General features: G+C 72.3%; 16 protein-coding genes. 6 read left to right on the plus strand and 10 right to left on the minus strand.

The features are described from left to right. Positions 1 to 734 precede the first annotated feature (734 nt). The 4 genes from P8A20_RS08155 to P8A20_RS08170 form a co-directional block, all read right to left on the minus strand. Positions 735 to 926, minus strand: a complete 192-nt coding sequence (locus P8A20_RS08155) for a ferredoxin (protein WP_147959887.1) — start codon at positions 924 to 926, stop codon at positions 735 to 737. A 53-nt stretch (positions 927 to 979) separates the two neighbouring features. Beyond that, entirely contained in the window at positions 980 to 2,203 is a 1,224-nt protein-coding gene (locus P8A20_RS08160) for a cytochrome P450 (protein ID WP_147959886.1), read from the minus strand. A gap of 48 nt (positions 2,204 to 2,251) precedes the next feature. Then, a complete protein-coding gene (locus P8A20_RS08165; RefSeq protein WP_147959885.1) occupies positions 2,252 to 3,436 on the minus strand; it encodes an NAD(P)/FAD-dependent oxidoreductase in 1,185 nt (394 codons plus the stop codon). Between the two features lie 95 nt (positions 3,437 to 3,531). Continuing rightward, positions 3,532 to 4,179 (minus strand): TetR/AcrR family transcriptional regulator, encoded by a 648-nt coding sequence (locus P8A20_RS08170; protein ID WP_147959884.1) that lies wholly within the window; start codon positions 4,177 to 4,179, stop codon positions 3,532 to 3,534. A 340-nt stretch (positions 4,180 to 4,519) separates the two neighbouring features. On the opposite strand from P8A20_RS08170, the gene P8A20_RS08175 reads away from it, so the two are divergent. Next, complete coding sequence (locus P8A20_RS08175) at positions 4,520 to 4,915, plus strand: TOBE domain-containing protein (RefSeq protein WP_306103232.1); 396 nt, start codon at positions 4,520 to 4,522, stop codon at positions 4,913 to 4,915. Positions 4,916 to 4,921: 6 nt separating this feature from the next. Here P8A20_RS08175 and P8A20_RS08180 read toward each other — a convergent pair whose 3' ends face one another. Next, entirely contained in the window at positions 4,922 to 5,374 is a 453-nt protein-coding gene (locus tag P8A20_RS08180) for a flavodoxin family protein (RefSeq protein ID WP_147959882.1), read from the minus strand. A 96-nt stretch (positions 5,375 to 5,470) separates the two neighbouring features. Beyond that, a complete protein-coding gene (locus P8A20_RS08185; RefSeq protein WP_147959881.1) occupies positions 5,471 to 7,744 on the minus strand; it encodes a heavy metal translocating P-type ATPase in 2,274 nt (757 codons plus the stop codon). 190 nt (positions 7,745 to 7,934) lie between these two features. Here P8A20_RS08185 and P8A20_RS08190 point away from each other — a divergent pair, with 190 nt between their 5' ends. Together P8A20_RS08190 and P8A20_RS08195 are read left to right on the plus strand one after the other, a co-directional pair. Further along, on the plus strand, positions 7,935 to 8,861 hold the full coding sequence (locus P8A20_RS08190) for a DUF8832 domain-containing protein (protein ID WP_306103233.1): 927 nt from the start codon (positions 7,935 to 7,937) through the stop codon (positions 8,859 to 8,861). A gap of 93 nt (positions 8,862 to 8,954) precedes the next feature. Next, positions 8,955 to 9,695, plus strand: coding sequence for an SDR family NAD(P)-dependent oxidoreductase (locus tag P8A20_RS08195; protein ID WP_147959879.1), 741 nt, complete (start codon positions 8,955 to 8,957; stop codon positions 9,693 to 9,695). A 150-nt stretch (positions 9,696 to 9,845) separates the two neighbouring features. On the opposite strand, the gene P8A20_RS08200 is transcribed toward P8A20_RS08195, so the two are convergent. Further along, the gene (locus P8A20_RS08200; RefSeq protein ID WP_306103234.1) at positions 9,846 to 10,535 is read right to left on the minus strand and encodes an FCD domain-containing protein; all 690 of its coding nucleotides are present in this window, start codon (positions 10,533 to 10,535) and stop codon (positions 9,846 to 9,848) included. 208 nt (positions 10,536 to 10,743) lie between these two features. Here P8A20_RS08200 and leuA point away from each other — a divergent pair, with 208 nt between their 5' ends. Then, positions 10,744 to 12,537 carry a 2-isopropylmalate synthase gene (gene leuA, locus P8A20_RS08205; RefSeq protein ID WP_306103235.1) on the plus strand — a complete coding sequence of 598 codons (1,794 nt, stop codon included), beginning with the start codon at positions 10,744 to 10,746 and terminating at the stop codon, positions 12,535 to 12,537. Further along, positions 12,534 to 13,334 carry an ABC transporter ATP-binding protein gene (locus P8A20_RS08210; RefSeq protein WP_147959876.1) on the plus strand — a complete coding sequence of 267 codons (801 nt, stop codon included), beginning with the start codon at positions 12,534 to 12,536 and terminating at the stop codon, positions 13,332 to 13,334. Before leuA ends, P8A20_RS08210 begins: the two co-directional genes overlap by 4 nt. Before the next feature lie 52 nt (positions 13,335 to 13,386). On the opposite strand, the gene P8A20_RS08215 is transcribed toward P8A20_RS08210, so the two are convergent. Further along, positions 13,387 to 14,322 (minus strand): LysR family transcriptional regulator, encoded by a 936-nt coding sequence (locus P8A20_RS08215; RefSeq protein ID WP_147959875.1) that lies wholly within the window; start codon positions 14,320 to 14,322, stop codon positions 13,387 to 13,389. Between the two features lie 145 nt (positions 14,323 to 14,467). Between P8A20_RS08215 and P8A20_RS08220 the strand changes: the two genes are divergently transcribed. Continuing rightward, positions 14,468 to 15,343, plus strand: a complete 876-nt coding sequence (locus P8A20_RS08220; protein ID WP_147959874.1) for an SDR family NAD(P)-dependent oxidoreductase — start codon at positions 14,468 to 14,470, stop codon at positions 15,341 to 15,343. Positions 15,344 to 15,349: 6 nt separating this feature from the next. On the opposite strand, the gene P8A20_RS08225 is transcribed toward P8A20_RS08220, so the two are convergent. Next, entirely contained in the window at positions 15,350 to 16,678 is a 1,329-nt protein-coding gene (locus P8A20_RS08225) for an enolase C-terminal domain-like protein (RefSeq protein WP_147961863.1), read from the minus strand. 59 nt (positions 16,679 to 16,737) lie between these two features. Continuing rightward, positions 16,738 to 18,075 (minus strand): gluconate:H+ symporter, encoded by a 1,338-nt coding sequence (locus tag P8A20_RS08230; protein ID WP_147961864.1) that lies wholly within the window; start codon positions 18,073 to 18,075, stop codon positions 16,738 to 16,740. Between the last annotated feature and the right edge of the window lie 47 nt (positions 18,076 to 18,122).

Below are 18,122 nucleotides of genomic sequence, written 5' to 3' on the forward strand. Positions count from 1 at the left end.
CAGGGGCCCGCCCGGGGGCCGCCGGGGGCTCCGGGCCGGCCGTCCTCCGGGGCCCTGACCCGGCCGTCAGGCCACGGACGGAGGCGTCGCGGCTGCCGGGACCCTCAGCAGGCCGAGAGCGGTGTCCGAGGTCCGCGTCGAGAGAGGTGATCCGGCGGGCGGACAACAGGATGGGCACTCCGCCCGGGACCGCGGTGACCGGTGCGGCCGGCCTGATGGTGCGGGGCGTCACGGCACATCGCTTCGTCACCGGAGGCTCCCCGGTCGTGCCGGGGCGGGCGACGCCGGTCCACTCGGCGTCCGGTAGGCCCGGGACAGGAGCTGACGCGGTTGACCAGGCCCCGGGGAGCCACGGACATCGGGCTCACCTCCACAGAGGAGAACGCGGAGTCGGCCCGGCGCGGCGGTGCGGACCACGTCGTCGTGTCCACCGGGAACGCCTTCGTGGCACCCGTCGTGGAGCTGACGGGTGCCACGAAGGCGTCCACCGTGTGTTCGACGGCGGCGGCGAGGCCGCCGTCAGGGCGCCGATGGACGTCGTGCGCCGCCACGGGAAGGCCCTTTCCACCTCGGGGCCCTCACCGGCGCGGACCCGGGCCCGGACATGCGGGAACGCTGATCAGGCGCACCGCGCCGTCGAGTCCCGGGCCGCCACGGGCGAGCTCCTGCCCGTCCCGTAGGAACGTCCGGGCGCGCCTGTCCCGCGGCGGTGAGCGGCGGGACGGCCCCTCAGGTCAGCCCAGGATCCGGATGGCGAGGGCGGGGCAGACGGCTGCGGCCTGCTCGACGTCGTCGGCACGGTCCGACGACGGGTTGGGGTCGAGCAGTACGGCGATTCCGTCGTCGTCCTGGTCGAACACATCGTCCGCGGCGACGACACACTGCCCTGACGCCACGCACTTGTCCTGGTCGAGAATCACTTTCATGGGCACTCCTTCGTCGTGATGTCCGCTGTGGGGTGGGGCGGGTGCCCGGGAGGTCACCAGGCCACGGGCAGTTCGTACACGCCGTACACGGACCCGTCGTGCTTGAAGGAGAGGTCCTCCAGGCCGGCGTCCAGGCGGAGGGTCGGGATGCGCCGGTAGAGGGTGCTGTAGACGACCTGGAGTTCCATGCGGGCCAGGGGCTGTCCCAGGCACTGGTGCACTCCGAAACCGAAGGCGACGTGACGCCGTGCGTCCCGCCCGATGTCGAGCCGGTCGGGGTCGGCGAAGACATCGGGGTCACGGTTGCCGATGTCGTTGGGCACGATGATCCCCTCGCCGGCCCGGATGACCTCGCCGCCGATCTCGATGTCCTCGACGGCCACGCGACGGCGGCCCCCGTGGGTGATGTTGAGATAGCGCAGCAGCTCCTCGACGGCGCCGGCGACCGTCTTCGGGTCGTCGGAGTCGCGGAGCAGGGTGAGCTGGTCGGGGTGCTCGAGCAGGGCGAGGGTGCCCAGAGCGATCATGTTGGCGGTGGTCTCGTGTCCGGCGAGCAGGAGGAGCACGCCCATCTCCGCCGCCTGACGGCGGGACAGTTCCCCGGCCCCGACGCGGGCGCCGAGCCCTGAAAGGAGGTCGTCGGCGGGCCGGGCGATCTTGTCGCCCATCAGCTCGTCCAGGTAGCCGATCAGGTTGGCGTGGGCCGCGCCCCGCTCCTCGGGTGCCGCGCTGCGGCTGATGAGGGTCTTGCTGTTCTCCTGGAAGAAGTCGTGGTCGGCGTAGGGAACCCCGAGCAGTTCGCAGATCACGAGCGACGGGACCGGGAGGGCGAAGGCCTGGACGAGGTCGGCCTGTGGGGGGCCCGCCAGCATGTCGTCGATCAGACCGTCCACGATCTTCTGGACGGCCGGGCGCATCGCCTCGACCCGCTTGATCGTGAAGGGGGCCGTGACCATGCGCCGCTGACGGGCGTGTTCGGGGTCGTCCATGAGGATGAAGCTGAAGCTCGACCCCCGCACCGGCGCGGAACTGGGGTAGCCGGGGCGGGTGATGTCCGCGCTGGTCCTCGGGTCTGACAGGAGGGCGCGCTGTTCGGTGTAGCGGGTGACCAGCCAGGGTGTGGTCCCGTCCCACAGCCGGACCTTCCTGAGCGACCCCTGCTCCTGTTCCTCCTTCAGGGCGGGCGGCGGGTCGAACGGGCAGCCCGCGGCCCTGGGCATCGGGAATTCCGGGGCCGAGGGCGCGTGCGCCCCTCCCGTGCTTACCGTGCTGGTCATCGATTCCTCACTTCGTCGTGCGGGTGGCTGACGTGCCGTCGGCCGTGGTCACGGCGCGGACGGTTCGAGGGTCGGGGCCGGGCCGCCGATCTCCTGGCGGCGCAGTCGCGCCTGCTTGGGCATGCTCCAGCCGAGAACGCCCGTGACCTTGCCGTCGCGCTCGTAGCGGGCGACGAAACGCCCGGTCTCCGGATCGCCCTCCACCACGGTCACGTCGGCGTCCGGCCCGAGCCGGCCGTGGGCCTGGATGCGGGCGTCGAACTGATCGGTCCAGAAGTAGGGCACGGGGACGTAGGGCCGGTCGGCGCCGAGGATGTTGTCGGCGACGGCGACGGCCTGCTCGGTGGCGTTCGTACGGTTCTCCAGGCGCATGGGGGCGTCGAAGAGCTCGTGGTGCCAGGCGGCCACGTCGCCGACGGCGTAGATTCCCTCCGCCGCCCGGCAGCGGGAGTCGCAGACGAGTCCGTTCCCGACGCGCAGCCCGCTGTCCGCCAGCCAGCCGGTGGCGGGGTCTCCCCCGATGGCGACGGCCACCACGTCGGCGGGCAGCACCTCGTCGGTGTCCAGGCGCACCCCGGTGACCCGGCCCTCCGCGGTGGTCGGTCCGGTGACCGCGTGGCCCAGCCGCAGGTGCACACCGTGCCCGGTGTGCAGCGCGGCGAGCAGTTCGGACACCACGGGTCCGAACTGGGTGAGCATGGGCCCCGGCCGGGGGCCTGCCAGGGTGACGTCCAGGCCCATGGAGCGCGCGGTGGCGGCGATCTCGCAGCCGAGCACCCCTTCGCCGACCACGACGAGCCGCCGCGCGGCCAGCAGTGCGGACCGCAGCGCGAGGGCGTCGTCGAGCGTCCTCAGTACGTGCACGCCCTCGGCGTCGGTGCCGGGCAGGGTCCTCGCCCGTAGTCCGGTGGCGACGACGACGGCGTCGGCGCTCAGTTCACGCCCGGACGCGGTACGCACCGTCCGTGTCGGGGGATCGAGGTGGACCGCCGGGTCACCGAGGAGCAGTTCGGCGTCCAGGGCCGCCAGCAATTCGGGGGTCCGCAGCCGGGTGGTGTCGGGGGTCCTGCTGCCGGCCAGGATCTGCTTGGAGAGGGGAGGGCGGTCGTAGGGCGGGTGCGGTTCGTCGCCGAGCAGCGTCAGCGTGCCGCTGAAGCCCTTGCGGCGCAGCGCCTCCGCGGTCGCCAGCCCGGCGGCGGACGCGCCGACGACGAGAACGCGGGAGGGGGTCATGGAGCCTCTGTTCTCGGCTCGGGACAGCCCGGATCGGGGCGCCGGAGCTCAGGTGGGGGACATGGTGGTCGGGCCGTCGGTGAAGCCGGGAGAGGTCAGCGGCGGGGCGTGACCGGTGCCGTCCAGAGTCCGACGACTGCGTCGATCAGGCCGGTGGCGGTGTCGTGCCAGTTCGCGCGTGGTGTGGAGGCGTTCGCGGCGAGAGCGCGTTCACGCTCCGCGCAGGTGTGGAGGATCAGGTTGGTCGACATGGCGGCCCGCTCGACGTGGACCTCGGCAGGCAGGTCGGGCAGGCAGCGGTTGAGCCCTTCGAGGGTCCGCAGGGTCGGCGGGCAGGCGAGCGACTCCTCGGCCATGATGTCCTGCAGCGCGGGGTCGGTCATGACCTGGGCGCAGAACCGCGCGAACCAGGTGGGGCTGCCGAGGGCGGCCAGATGCCGGGTGGTGGGCCGCACCAGGCAGCCCACCCACTCCCCTATGTCCGACGGATCCTGGATCAGTGCAAGTTGGCGTTCGCGGGTCTCCTCGATCTGCCGGCTGTGCTTCCGGGCGATCGCGCGCACCAGGTCGGCCTTCGTCCCGAAGTGGTATCCGACCGCCGCGTTGTTGCCCTGCTCCGCCGCCTCGCTGACCCGGCGGTTGGAGACCGCGTACACACCGTGCTCGGCGAACAGCCGCTCGGCGGCTTGCAGGATCCGGTCCCTGGTCCCGCCGGCCTGCTCGGTCCGCACCGTGCGTTCCATTCGCCTGCTCCTCGGTCGAACGCGTCTCGGAGGTCCAGGCAATCCGGCCCCGGCACAGCAGTCAAGCAACTGCTTTAAAGATGGCCGAGATGGTCACACATGCATCACCTGAGGGCTCCGGGCTTCCTCGGAGCACCTGCCACCTGCGGCGACACAGGCCGTGGGCGACGACGGGCCGGCTCCGCGCCGGGCCGACGCGCACCGCACGTGGCCCTTGGGCAGCGGGTCCTGCGGCTCGGGCCCGGGAACGGAGTTGGCGCAAAGGTGATCAGGCCGCCCCTGCGCGGGAGCGGGCGCGCGTGGTGAGGACCGCGCGCGCGTTCCACATATGGTGTCGCCCATGAAGTCCTACACCATCGGCCAGGCGGCACGTCTTCTCGGCGTGAGCCCGGACACCGCCCGTCGCTGGGCGGATGCCGGCCGGGTCGCGACCCATCGTGACGAGAGCGGGCGCCGCCTCATCGACGGCCGTGACCTGGCGGCGTTCTCCGTCGAGGTCGCACAGGCCGGCTCCGGCGAGGAGGAGACCTCCTACACCTCGGCGCGGAACGCCTTTCCCGGCATCGTCACCGCGGTGAAGCTCGGTGACGTCGCCGCGCAGGTCGAGATCCAGGCAGGACCGCACCGCCTCGTGTCGCTGCTGACCCGGGAGGCCGTGGAGGAGCTGGGGCTGGAGGTCGGCATGCGGGCGACGGCCCGCGTGAAGTCGACCAGCGTGCACATCGACCGCGCCTGACGCCCGTCAGTCCATCAGCCCTGCGGCGACCGTCGCCCCCAGCTCCCAGCACGCCTCGGTGTCGGCCTTGCCCGGCTCGCCGGTGACGGTCACCGCGTCGGCCGTACGACGCCATCCGAGGCCCGTCGTGATGGTCTCGATGCCGCGCACGGCCCCGGTGACGTCGTTCCCGCCGTGCACGTAGTAGCCGAAGGGCCGGCCCTTCGTGGTGTCCAGGCACGGGTAGTAGACCTGGTCGAAGAAGTGCTTCAGCGCGCCGGACATGTAACCGAGGTTCGCCGGGGTGCCGAGCAGATATCCGTCGGCGGCGAGTACGTCGGACGCCGTGGCGGCGAGCGCGGCCCGCCGCACGACCCGTACGCCTTCGATGTCCTCAGTCGTCGCGCCCGCGACCACCGCCTCGAACAGCGCCTGGCAGTTGGGGGACGGGGTGTGATGCACGATCAGCAGAGTGGCCACATCCCCGAACCCTGCCGCCCCGGCCCCCCCGGACGCAAACCGCAACGCCCGGGCCGCCCTGCTCCCGGGCACCCTCCGCCGGGGCAGGGACATGCCTCAGCCGGCGGCGCGGAAGCCGCGCAGCCGAAGGCTGTTGCCGACGACGAAGACCGACGAGAAGGCCATGGCCGCACCCGCGATCATCGGGTTGAGCAGACCGGCCGCGGCGAGCGGGAGGGCCGCCACGTTGTAGGCGAAGGCCCAGAACAGATTCGAGCGGATCGTGCCCAGCGTCCTGCGGGAGAGCCGGATCGCGTCGGCGGCCACCCGCAGGTCCCCGCGTACGAGCGTCAGGTCACCCGCCTCGATGGCGGCGTCCGTGCCGGTCCCCATGGCCAGGCCCAGGTCCGCCTGGGCGAGTGCGGCAGCGTCGTTGACACCGTCGCCGACCATGGCGACGCTGCGCCCTTCCGCCTGGAGCCTCCTGACGACGTCGGCCTTGTCCTGCGGCATGACCTCGGCGACGACCTCGTCGATGCCGACCTGGGCGGCGACGGACTCGGCGACCGCCTTGTTGTCGCCGGTCAGCAGGACGGGTGTCAGGCCTAGCGAACGCAGCCGGCGGACCGCCTCGGCACTGGTGTCCTTCACCGCGTCGGCGACCTCCAGGACCGCCCGTGCCTCGCCGTCCCAGGCCACGGTGATCGCGGTCCTCCCTTCCCTCTCGGCCTCCTCCCTGGCGGACCTGAGCCCTTCGGGAAGCTCGACGGCCCGTTCGCCCAGCAGCTTCTCGCGGCCGACGAGCACGGCACGGCCGTCCACGACGCCCTGGACGCCGAGGCCGGGAACGTTGGCGAAGTCCTCGGGCACGGGCAGCGTGCCCACCCTCGCCGCGGCGCCCTCGGCGACCGCCCGGGCGATCGGGTGCTCGGAGGAGTGCTCCAACGCTCCGGCGAGGCGCAGCACTTCGGTCTCGTCCGTGGATCCGGTGGTGTGGACCTTCAGCAGCGTCATGCGGCCGGTGGTGACGGTGCCCGTCTTGTCGAGGAGGATCGTGTCCGCCTTGCGGGTGTTCTCCAGGACCTCGGGCCCCTTGATCAGGATGCCGAGCTGGGCCCCGCGGCCGGTGCCGACCAGCAGGGCGGTCGGTGTGGCCAGGCCCAGCGCGCAGGGGCAGGCGATGATCAGTACGGCGACGGCCGCGGTGAACGCGGCGCTGAGTCCGGCGCCCGAACCGAGCCAGAAGCCGAGTGTCGCGAGCGCCAGCCCCATGACGACGGGCACGAAGACCGCGGAGATCCTGTCGGCGAGCCGCTGGGCGGAGGCCTTGCCGCTCTGGGCCTCCTCCACCAGTGCGGCCATCCGGGCCAGCTGGGTGTCGGCACCGACCCTGGTGGCCTCGACGACCAGCCGGCCGCCCGCGTTGAGGGTGGCTCCCGTGACGGAGTCCCCGGCGGTGACCTCGACGGGCACCGACTCGCCGGTGAGCATGGAGACGTCGACGGCGGACGAGCCCTCCACCACCGTGCCGTCCGTGGCGATCTTCTCGCCGGGGCGCACCAGGAAGCGGTCCCCGGCCCGGAGCGCGGCCGTGGGCAGGGTGATCTCACGGCCGTCACGCAGGACGGTGACCTCCTTGGCGCCCAGCTCCATGAGTGCCTTGAGCGCGGCGCCCGCCTTGCGCTTCGAGCGGGCCTCGAAGTACCGGCCGGCCAGGATGAAGGCCGTGACGCCGGCGGCGGCCTCCAGATAGATGTTCCCCGCTCCGTCGCTCCGGCCGATGGTGAGTTCGAAGGGGTGCGTCATGCCCGGTGTGCCCGCGGTCCCGAGGAAGAGCGCCCACAACGACCACAGGAACGCGGCCGACGTACCGACCGAGATGAGGGTGTCCATGGTGGCGGCGCCGTGCCGGGCGTTGGTCCAGGCGGCGCGGTGGAAGGGCCAGGCGGCGTACGTGACGACCGGCGCGGCCAGCGTGAGGGAAAGCCACTGCCAGTACTCGAACTGGAGAGCCGGGACCATCGCCATCGCGATGACCGGCACGGCGAGCACGGCGGCGGTGACGAGCCTCTGGCGCAGGGACCTCAGCTCGGTGTCGGCGGGCTCGTCCTCGGCCCGGCCGTCGCCCGGGCCGTCGGCGTTCCCGGGCCCGGGGCCGGGCGGGGCGGGTCGCCGGGCGGAGTAGCCGGTGGCCTCGACCGTGGCGATCAGGTCGTCGACCGACACTTCCCCGGCGTAGGCGACCCTGGCCTTCTCCGTGGCGTAGTTGACGGTGGCCTCGACCCCCTCCATGCGGTTGAGCTTCTTCTCGATCCGGGCCGCGCACGAAGCACAGGTCATGCCGCCGATGGCGAGCTCGACCCGGGCGGCGCCGGGACTGGTGGGAGTCATTTCCTGCTCCTCGTCCGAATGGGACCAACATACCCCTCACGGGTATCCTCTCCATCTCCAGGCTATACCCCCCGCCCGTATGCATGACAAGCTTCGACCGCACCGGCCACACATACCCCCCTTGGGTATACGCTCAGGGGAATCGGCCCCTCTCGGGCCCTCGCCGGAGAGCACAGGAGCAGGAGCAGTCATGAACCCCGCCGCGAAGATCAGCGCCTTCGTCGCCGCACTCACCGCGTCCTTCGGTGCCGCCTACGGCATCGGGGCAGCCGTGGGCACCGACGCCGGAACCACCGGCTCCCCCGAGCGCGCCGAACACGCCGGGAGCGCGGCGCCGCACACCGACGAGAGCCGCGAGGAGCGTCCCGCGGGGGGCCTGCAGATCACCGAGGGCGGATACACGCTCGACCTCAGGACCCCACGGCTGGAGGCAGGGCAGCGGCGCGAACTGCGGTTCGCCGTCCGGGACCGGGCCGGAGAGCGGGTCACGGAGTTCCGGCGCGAGCACGGCAAGGAACTCCACCTGATCCTCGCCTCACGCGATCTGGCCACCTACCGCCATCTGCACCCGGCCCGGGCGGCCGACGGGACGTGGAGCACAGCGGTCGAACTGCCGGCGGCGGGCGACTACCGGGTCTTCGCCGACTTCACACCCGCGGACTCGAACGCCGGGGATCTGACCCTGGGAGCGGATCTCGCCGTGTCCGGGCCGTACCGGGCGGCGAAGCTCCCGAAGCCCGCCCGGACGGCCCTCGTCGACGGCTACACGGTTTCCCTGAACGGCAATCTGCGTCCCGACGTGCCGGAACGCCTCACCTTCACCGTGCGGAAGGACGGCCGCCCGGTCACCGACCTTCAGCCCTACCTGGGCGCGTACGGGCACCTCGTCGCCCTGCGTGCCGGAGACCTCGCCCATCTCCACGTCCACCCCGAAGGCTCCACGGGGCCCGGGCCCGGCGTCTCCTTCACCGCGACGGCGCCCGGTTCCGCCACCTACCGGCTGTTCCTGGATTTCAAGCACGACGGCACCGTCCGGACAGCGGCCTTCACCGTTCCGTCGGGAGCGGCGGCACAGACCCCCGGCACGACAGCGCCGTCGGACGAGCACGGGCACTAGCTGTATCGCCCTGCGGGTCAGGGGGCGCGGGGGCCGTCCGGATAGGGTGGCTGTCCGGTCGATCATTCACATGCCCAGCTCGGAGGACCGGACATGGCGGAACAGGGAGAGCGGAAGCGGGTGACTGCGGTCACCGGCGGCAGCCGGGGCATCGGCGCGGCGATCTGCCTGCGGCTGGCGGCCGAGGGACACGACGTCGTCATCGGCTACCGGTCGAACGCCGAGGCGGCCGAGGGCGTGGCCGAAGGGGTGCGCGCGCTGGGCCGGGCGGCCGTCGCGGTCGCGGTCGACACCGCCGACGCGGCGGACGTGGACCGGTTCTTCGAGACCGCCGCCTCACACCTGGGCCCGGTCACCGGACTGGTGAACAACGCCGGGGTGAGCGGGCCGGTCGGACCGCTGGCCGACGCCGACCCGGACGGAATGCGGCAGGCCCTGGAGGTCAACATCCTCGGTTACCTGCTGTGCGCCCGCCGGGCCATCGGCGACATGACGGCGGGCGGGGCGATCGTGAACATCTCCTCCGCCGCCGCGACCCTGGGCAGCCCCGGCACCTACGTCCACTACGCGGCGGCGAAGGCCGCCGTGGACGCCATGACGGTCGGGCTGTCCAAGGAGGTGGCGGGCGACGGCATCCGGGTCAACTGCGTCGCCCCCGGCACGATCTGGACGGATTTCCACGCCGATCCGCAGCGGCCGGCGAAGGTGGCGGCGGTCACCCCCATGGGCCGCGCAGGCAAGCCCGAGGAAATCGCCGGAGCGGTCGCCTGGCTGCTCTCGGACGACGCCTCCTACGCCACCGGCACGGTGATGAGGATCGCCGGCGGGGTGTGAGCACGGACGGTTCCACCGCCTCGGACCGGCAGCCTCACGAGCAAGTACCGCACGCACGCACGCGACATGGCAGGCCTGGCCGCCGGGACAGAAGCCGTACGCGACGAGCGGTCCCCCGGCGGGGAACGTTCGCCGGGCAGGGTCTGAGCATCAGACCGACGCCAGTCGGGCCAGCGTCCGTTCCAGTTCCTCGCGCAACGTGCTGCTCGCCGCGTCACCGTCCCCCCGGGCGACTGCGTCCACCAGTGAGGCGTGGTCGTGGTCACCGTGGTCGGGGTCGTCCGCGCGCAGGTCGAGCAGTTCCAGCATGTCGATCAGCCCCCGCCGCAGCGTGGGGACGAATTCGGTGAACAGCGCCGAGAGCACGGGGTTGTGCGCCGCCGCGACCACGGCCGCGTGCAGCGCGATGTCGGCGTCGACGAACGCGGCGTCGTCCGCGTCCGACGCGGCCCGGCGTCCGGCCAGGGCCGCGCCGAGGGCGGCGATGTCGTCGCCCGTCCGCCGTCGCGCGGCCAGTCGCGCGGCTTCGACCTCGATGCCGATGCGGACCTCGTAGACGTCGGTGACGGCAGCGCGACGCAGCCGCGTGGCCCAGTCCTCCTCGGGCTCGGACGCGATGACGAAGACGCCGGCCCCCTGCCGGGCCCGCACCAGGCCCGCCCCGGCGAGTGCGCGCAGCGCCTCACGGACCGTCGACCGTCCGATGCCGAGTGACGCGGCCAGAGCCGTCTCGCTCGGCAGTCTCGTACCCACGGGCCACGTGCCGCCCGTGATCTGTTCGCGCAGGTGATCGGTCGCCTGCTCGACAAGGGGCGAGGGTCTCAGGGGTCCCAACGGCATGTGTGCTCAATTCCCCGGGGGCCTTACTCCTCAGGTTGTCTGAGGAGTTTCTTCCGGCTACTGTACCCGGCATGCCGCAGAACGAGCGCCTTCTCCTCGTCCGCCGCTGCGGGGCCTGACACACGACCGACCGGCCCCCCGCAGCGGGTGTCGGGCTGTGCCGGTCGCTCCACGGCCGACCGAGAGTGGCTCCCCCGCGATGACCTCCATGTCCGATACCACGTCGTTTCCGACCTTGCGTCCTCCGTCCGGCGCCGTGCCGGCGGACGCGCCGGCCTGGAACCCCCAGCGCCCGAGTGCGATGCCGCACCACCGCTACCGCCCCGCCCACGACCGGGTGCCCCTGCCGCCGCTCACCGACCGCACCTGGCCCTCGCGCCGGCTGGAGCGTGCCCCCCTGTGGGTGCCCGTCGATCTGCGGGACGGCAACCAGGCGCTGGCCGAGCCCATGGACACCGAGCGCAAGCGCCGCATGTTCGACCTCCTGGTCACCATGGGCTTCAAGGAGATCGAGGTCGGCTACCCGTCCGCCAGCCGGACCGACTTCGACTTCGTACGCCATCTCGCCGGGAGCGGCGCGGTGCCCGACGACGTGACGGTCTCCGTGTTCACCGCGGCCCGCCAGGACCTGATCGACCGGACCGTCGACTCGGTCGAAGGACTCCCCCACGTCGTCGTCCACCTCTACACCGCCACCGCGCCCACATGGCGGGACGTCGTCCTGGGGCGGTCCAGGTCCGAGGTCCACGCACTGATCCGCGACGCCGCGACCCGTCTGATGCGGCGTGCAGAGGAGCGTCCGGGCGGGGACATCCGGTTCGAGTTCTCCCCGGAGGTCTTCAACCTCACGGAGCCGGACTTCGTCCTGGACGTCTGCAACGGCCTCACCGAGCTGTGGGAGGCGAGCCCGGACCGGCCGGTGATCCACAACCTGCCCGCGACGGTGGAGATCGCCACCCCGGACGTGTACGCCGACCAGATCGAGTACATGCACCGCCACCTGGCACGCCGTGAGTCGGTGGTCCTCTCCGTGCACCCGCACAACGACCGCGGGACCGGCGTCGCCTGCGCCGAACTCGCCGTGAAGGCGGGCGCCCAGCGGGTCGAGGGCTGTCTGTTCGGGAACGGCGAGCGGACGGGCAACGTCGATCTGGTGACCCTCGCCCTCAACCTGTACGCGCAGGGCGTCGACCCGATGATCGACTTCTCCGACATCGACGCGGTGCGTGACGTGGTGGAGCACTGCAACCGGATTCCGGTCCACCCGCGGCACCCCTACGGCGGTGAGCTCGTGCACACGGCGTTCTCCGGCACCCACCAGGACGCCATCGCCAAGGGCATGGCGCACCACGCGAAGCAGGCCGCCGAAGCCGGGGTGAGTGCCGGCGAGGCCCCCTGGGAAGTGCCGTACCTGCCGATCGACCCGGGCGACATCGGCCGTACGTACGAGGAGGTCATCCGCATCAACTCGCAGTCGGGGAAGGGCGGGATCGCCCATCTGCTCCGCACGCACCACGGGCTGGACCTGCCGCAGGCGATGCGGCCGGACTTCTCGCAGACGGTGCAGCAGGTCACGGACAGCACGGGAAGCGAGCTCTCCCCCGGCGAGCTGTGGGACCTCTTCCGCACGACGTACGTCGCACCCTGTGGGGAGGGCCCCTTCGTCCTGGAGTCCTGGAGCACATCGGAAACCGGTCCCGGCGCACACGAGTTCAGCTGTGAACTGCGTGCCGAGGGACAGGTCCGCTCGCTCCGCGGCACCGGGAACGGCCCGCTGTCGGCACTGACGGACGTCCTGCGTTCGGCGGGCGTCACGGTCGACGTCCTCGGCTTCGCCGAGCACTCCACGGCCACCGGCCCGGGCAGCCCCGCGGCCGCCTACGCCGAGTGCCGGGTGGACGGGACCGTCAGCTGGGGAGCCGGCTGGGACACCTCGGTCCTGGCCGCCTCCGTCCACGCGGTCATGGCCGCCGTCAACCGGGCGGGAGGGCTGACCCGATGACGCACACGCCGCCGGTGCTCCGGGTGCACGACGTGGACGTCGTGCGCGACGGGAACCACATCCTGAGCGAGGTGTCGCTGACCGTGGGGGCGGGCGAGCACTGGGCCCTGCTCGGTGCCAACGGCGCCGGCAAGAGCACCCTGCTCGGCCTCCTCGGGGCGCTCACGCATCCAACCCGCGGCACGGTCGAGGTCCTGGGACACCTGCTGGGCCGGGTCGATCTGCGTCTGCTCCGCACGTACGTCGGTCATGTCGACCCGCGTCACGCGCTGCGCTCACCGCTGAAGGTCAGGGACGTCGTCCTGACCGGACTGACCAACAGTGTCGAGCCCGTGCCCCGGTGGCGGCCGACGGCGGAGCAACTGACCCTGGCCGAGGACCTCGTCGCCCTGCTCGGCCTCGCCGCACGGCGCGACGCGCGGTGGCCGACGCTGTCCCAGGGCGAGCGGGGACGGGCCCTGATCGCACGGGCGCTCATGCCGCGGCCACGGCTGCTGCTCCTCGACGAGCCGGCGACGGGTCTGGACGTCGCGGGACGTGAGCAGCTGATCGAACGGATCGACGGTCTGCAGCAGAGCTCGCCGGAGCTCGCCTCGGTCCTGGTCACGCACCATCTGGAGGAGCTCCCTCCCGGTACGACGCACGCGATGCTGCTGCGTGACGGGCGGTGCCTGGCCTCGGGGCCCGTCGACGAGGTGCTGACCAGCGATCGGATCAGCAAGTGCTTCGACCATCCGGTCCGTCTCTCCCGCTTCGAGGGCAGGTGGAACGTCCGGACGAGCCGCCGGCCCGGCTGACGGCCGGGCCCCGGGACGGGACGACGGCTGAGGCCGGCCACGGGCCCGCGGGTCAGCCGGCCCGGGCGGCGGACCGGCCATCCGCGACTGCGTCCGCCGCCCCGGCCCGTCCCGTCCGGCGGAACGAGGTGACGGTGTGCCGGACGAAGCGCCGGATGCCCGGCGTCGTCCGCTCCTTCGGCCAGACCAGCCGCAGAGGCACGGCCGGCCCGTCCTCCAGAGGGATGCTGACGGTTCCGTCGGGCGCGCCGCCGCCGCCCGACGGTGGCGCGGCAAGCGCGACCGCCTGCCCGAGGCGGACGACCGCCAGCATCTGCAGACCGTCGCTCACCTGGGGTCCCGGCGTCCCCGGCAGCCCGTCCGGCCAGAGGACCGGGTCGTTGAGCTGAGCACCCGGGCCCTGCCAGCCGAGCAGTGGTTCACCGGCCAGGTCGGCGATCCGCAGGGTGCCCGCCCCTGCCAGCCGGTGCCGGGCGCCCACCAGCACGCTGATCCGTTCGCGGCGCAGCACCACACTGCTCAGTCCCGTCCCGCCCACGAGGGCCCGGACGAGCGCGATGTCCGCCTGCCCCGACCGCAGCCGGCCGAGCTGGTCGTCGATCGTTCCGACGGCCGTCCGGGCCGGATGCGGCGGGTCGGCCTCGTTGTACGAGCGGACCATCCTGTCCAGCAGGGCCGCGTCGCATCCGGGGCCGGTCACCGTCACCGAGGCGTTCCGCTCGGCCGCCCGGCGCACCCGTGAGGTCACGTTCCCCGCCTGGGCCAGGAGGGTCCGGCCCTCCTCGAGCATCGCGTGACCGGCGGCGGTGAGCGTGGCGCCTTTCGGCGTGCGCAGCAGCAGGGTGGCGCCGACGGCCTTCTCCAGGGCCAGGATCGCGCGGGAGAGCGCGGGCTGTGTCATCGACAGGCGTTGCGCGGCGCGGGTGAAGTTGCCCTCCTCCGCCACGGCGATGAAGTAGTGGACCTGCCGGATCTCCACGTCACCCATGAGCGCATCCTCCCACCTGAACCCATGCCCGCGCGGCATCGGGCCATGCCGGACCGGAACTTCCGTGATCGCCGCCGGCGCGGTCTGCTGGAGGCACGGACGAAGGGCGCCCCGCCCCGGCCGAGGCATCGAGCAGGAGCACGGCATGACTGAGTACACACCGAGGGCAGTGGTGACGGCCGGGACCGGCGGCATAGGGCTGGAGACGGCCCTCGGGCTGGCGCGCCGGGGCTGGGACCTCACCCTCGTCGGTCGCGACCCGGACCGCGGCCGGGCGGCGGTGTCCCGGGTCGACGGGGCCGCGGGGCGCCGCGCCGGGCGCTTCGTCCGCGCGGATCTGTCGTCCCTGGCCGGGACCCGGGTGCTGGGGGAACGGCTCGCCGGTGAGGGCGGCCTCGATCTGCTGGTGAACAACGTGGGTGGCATGTGGACCGAGCGCCGGGAGAGCCCGGAGGGGATCGAGCTGAGCATCGCCCTCAACCACCTCTCGCCCTGCATCCTGACCGGGGCGCTGACCGACGCGCTCGCCGAAGCGGCACCGAGCCGCATCGTGAACGTCACGTCGGGCGCCGTCGCCGCCGCGCAGGGCGTGTTCGACGAAGCCGAGCCGCCGGGCCCCCACTACGGTCTCGCCGCAACGGGGCGGGCCAAGCTGGCCCACCTCGCGCACACCGTGGAACTCGCCGAGCGGCTCCGCCCCCGGGGCATCTCGGTCTTCGCCGCCGATCCCGGCGCGGCCGCGACGGACAACGCGGCGCAGATGACCGTCGACATCCTGCCCCCCGCGCTGCGACCCCACTGGGAGGAGATCAGGAAGGGCGTCTCGGCACCGGTGGCGGCGGCCGCGACGGGTCCGCTGGCCGCCGCCACCGATCCGGCACTGGACGGACGCACCGGCCTGGTGATCGGGCCCGGCGGAGCCGTCGACGAGACGCTCCTGGCCTTCGTCACCCCCGGACTCACCGAGGCAGTGCGTGTCTGGACGGCCGGTCTCATGGCGAAGGCGGGCCAGGCGTCCTGACGGGGCCTACCGCACCAGGCAGGGCCGCTTGGCGTCGAACGTCCAGCCGGGCACGAGGTACTGCATGGCGTCGGCGTCGTTCCGCGCGCCCAGAGCCTCCTTCAGGTAGAGCTCGTGGGCGGCGTGGAGGCGGTCCGTGTCGAGTTCGACGCCCAGCCCGGGTGCGTCGGGGACCGCGATCTCGCCCCCGGAGATGCGCGGCGGGGTGACGGTGAGCCGCTCCAGGCCCTCCTGCCAGATCCAGTGCGTGTCCAGGGCGTTGTACTCCCCGGGGGCGGCGGCACCGCAGTGCGTGATCATGGCGAGGGAGATGTCGAAGTGGTTGTTGGAGTGGCAGCCCCAGGTCAGACCCATCGCGTTGCACAGCTGGGCCACGCGGACCGACCCCTGCATGGTCCAGAAGTGCGGGTCGGCGAGCGGGATGGACACCGACTGCAGGGCCAGGGCGTGGGTCAGCTGCCGCCAGTCGGTGGCGATCATGTTGGTCGCGGTCGGGAGGCCCGTCGCGCGGCGGAACTCGGCCAGGACCTCGCGCCCCGAGTAGCCGTCCTCCGCCCCGCAGGGGTCCTCGGCGTAGGCGAGGGTGCCCACCAGCGGGGAGCAGAGTTCGACCGCCTCGCGCAGCGACCAGGCGCCGTTCGGGTCCAGGGTGATCCGCGCCCCGGGGAAGCGGTCCTTGAGCGCGGTGACGGCCTGGACCTCCTCGGCGCCCGGGAGGACTCCGCCCTTCAGCTTGAAGTCCCGGAAGCCGTAGAGGTCGTAGGCGGCCTCGGCCTGGCGGACGATCGCCCCGGGGGTGAGGGCCTCCTCGTGGCGGATGCGGTACCAGTCGACGTCGGCCCCGGGTTCGCGGGCGTAGTCCAGCTCCGTGCGGTCGGGGTCGCCGACGTAGAAGAGGTAGCCCAGCACCCGTACGGAGTCCCGCTGCTGACCGTCGCCCAGCAGGGCCGCGACCGGCACGTCGAGGTGCCGGCCCAGCAGGTCCAGCAGGGCCGACTCGACTGCCGTGACGGCGTGCACGGTGGTCCGCAGGTCGAAGGTCTGGGCGCCCCGTCCGCCGGAGTCGCGGTCCGCGAAGCGGCTTCCGATCTCACGCAGGACGCGCTTGTAGTCGCCCACCTTCGCGCCGAGGACCAGCGACTCGGCGTCCCGGAGGGTCCTGGTGATCTTCTCGCCCCCGGGCACCTCCCCGAGTCCCGTGCGGCCCTCGGAGTCCTTCAGGACGACGATGTTGCGGGTGAAGAAGGGGCCGTGGGCGCCGGAGAGGTTCAGCTCCATGCAGTCGCGGCCGGCGACGGGATAGACGGCGAAGTGGGTGACGGTCGGCTGGTTCATGCTGGTCGGGTTCCTTGGGTGCGAGGGGGAGGCGGGCCTGGAGCCGGGGTGCGGGGCCTTCAGAGGCCGATGACGTCGAGGGTCCACTCGGCCGCCAGGACGCCGCCGAGGCCGAGGACGGCGAGCACGGTCGTGTAGCCGGTGCGGACCTTGATCGCCTGGATGACCGAAAGGTTGAAGTACTCCTTGAACAGCCAGAATCCCGGGTCGTTGACGTGGGAGAAGGCGATCGATCCGCACGAGACGGCGAGCACCATCATCTCGGGGTGGGCACCGCTCCCCGTGAGGAGCGGGAGCACCACGCCGGAGGCGGTGACGACGGCGACCGTCGCCGAGCCGAGCGCGATGCGCAGGATGGCGGCGATGAGCCAGGCCAGGATGATCGGCGAAATCGCCCAGTGTTCCGTGATGTCCTTGATGTAGTCGGATATCCCGCCTTCGACGAGGACGTTCTTGAACGCCCCGCCCGCACCGATGACCAGCAGGATCATCGCCATCGCCTGGGCTGCCGAGGAGCAGGAGGCGCTGACGTCGGCCAGGCTGCGGCCGATCCGCGGTCCGAACGCCCAGGCCGCCAGGAGGAGGGCCAGCAGAAGTGCGATCGGTGCCGAGCCGATGAAGGCGACCCCGTGCAGGAAGGGGCTGTCGCCGGACACTGCCATGTCGACCACGGCGGCGCCGGCGATCAGCGCCACGGGGAAGAGCGCCACGAACAGCGACCAGCCCATGCCGGGCATCTCCTCGTCGGTGAACTCGCGCTCACTGACCAGGCCCTTGGGTATGGAGGGGTTCATCGCCTTCACGAACGGCAGCCGCGGCCACAGCAGCGCGACGAGCGCACCCGCCGGCACGGCGATGAAGAGGCCGTAGAAGAGGGTGTGGCCGACGGAGGCGTGGAACGTCGCGGCGACGGCGGTGGGGCCGGGGTGCGGAGGGAGGAAGCTGTGCATCGTGGACAGCGAGATCGACATCGGCAGGCCCACCCACAGCAGGTTCACCCCGGTGACCCTGACGAGGGTGAACGCGATCGGCACGATGATGATGAAGGCGACCTCGTAGAACATGGTCACGCCGATGAGCATGGACGTGACCACCATGGCCAGCTGGACCCCGCGCGGCCCGAAGGCGTCGAGCAGCTTGCCCGCGATCCTCTGGGCCGCTCCGGAGTCACCCATGATCCGCCCGACCATCGCACCGAGGCCGATGGTGAGCATGGTGTCGCCGATCTGGTCCCCGATTCCGGCCGAGAGGACGTCCGGTATCTCGACCGCCGGTATCCCCTGGACCAGAGCCACGCCGACGGCTACGAGCAGCAGCGCGGCGAAGCCGTTGAGCTTCATGCGGGTCATCAGGAGCAGCAGCACCACAACGCTGATCCCGACTACGACGAGCGGCATGTCAGTTCCCCTTCGAACTGTCGGAGTGTCGGGCTGTCGCAACGTCC

The organism is Streptomyces sp. Alt3, from assembly GCF_030719215.1.
Lineage (GTDB): Bacteria > Actinomycetota > Actinomycetes > Streptomycetales > Streptomycetaceae > Streptomyces > Streptomyces glycanivorans.

Bases quoted from the DNA above. Each gene is read 5' to 3' on its own strand.
- P8A20_RS08185 (WP_147959881.1), bottom strand. From the start codon at position 7,744: ATGACTCCCACCAGTCCCGGCGCCGCCCGGGTCGAGCTCGCCATCGGC.
- P8A20_RS08170 (WP_147959884.1), bottom strand. From the start codon at position 4,179: ATGGAACGCACGGTGCGGACCGAGCAGGCCGGCGGGACCAGGGACCGG.
- P8A20_RS08215 (WP_147959875.1), bottom strand. From the start codon at position 14,322: ATGGGTGACGTGGAGATCCGGCAGGTCCACTACTTCATCGCCGTGGCG.
- P8A20_RS08225 (WP_147961863.1), bottom strand. From the start codon at position 16,678: ATGAACCAGCCGACCGTCACCCACTTCGCCGTCTATCCCGTCGCCGGC.
- P8A20_RS08165 (WP_147959885.1), bottom strand. From the start codon at position 3,436: ATGACCCCCTCCCGCGTTCTCGTCGTCGGCGCGTCCGCCGCCGGGCTG.
- P8A20_RS08230 (WP_147961864.1), bottom strand. From the start codon at position 18,075: ATGCCGCTCGTCGTAGTCGGGATCAGCGTTGTGGTGCTGCTGCTCCTG.
- P8A20_RS08220 (WP_147959874.1), top strand. From the start codon at position 14,468: ATGACTGAGTACACACCGAGGGCAGTGGTGACGGCCGGGACCGGCGGC.
- P8A20_RS08155 (WP_147959887.1), bottom strand. From the start codon at position 926: ATGAAAGTGATTCTCGACCAGGACAAGTGCGTGGCGTCAGGGCAGTGT.
- P8A20_RS08195 (WP_147959879.1), top strand. From the start codon at position 8,955: ATGGCGGAACAGGGAGAGCGGAAGCGGGTGACTGCGGTCACCGGCGGC.
- P8A20_RS08200 (WP_306103234.1), bottom strand. From the start codon at position 10,535: ATGCCGTTGGGACCCCTGAGACCCTCGCCCCTTGTCGAGCAGGCGACC.
- P8A20_RS08210 (WP_147959876.1), top strand. From the start codon at position 12,534: ATGACGCACACGCCGCCGGTGCTCCGGGTGCACGACGTGGACGTCGTG.
- P8A20_RS08160 (WP_147959886.1), bottom strand. From the start codon at position 2,203: ATGACCAGCACGGTAAGCACGGGAGGGGCGCACGCGCCCTCGGCCCCG.
- P8A20_RS08190 (WP_306103233.1), top strand. From the start codon at position 7,935: ATGAACCCCGCCGCGAAGATCAGCGCCTTCGTCGCCGCACTCACCGCG.
- leuA (WP_306103235.1), top strand. From the start codon at position 10,744: ATGTCCGATACCACGTCGTTTCCGACCTTGCGTCCTCCGTCCGGCGCC.
- P8A20_RS08175 (WP_306103232.1), top strand. From the start codon at position 4,520: ATGAAGTCCTACACCATCGGCCAGGCGGCACGTCTTCTCGGCGTGAGC.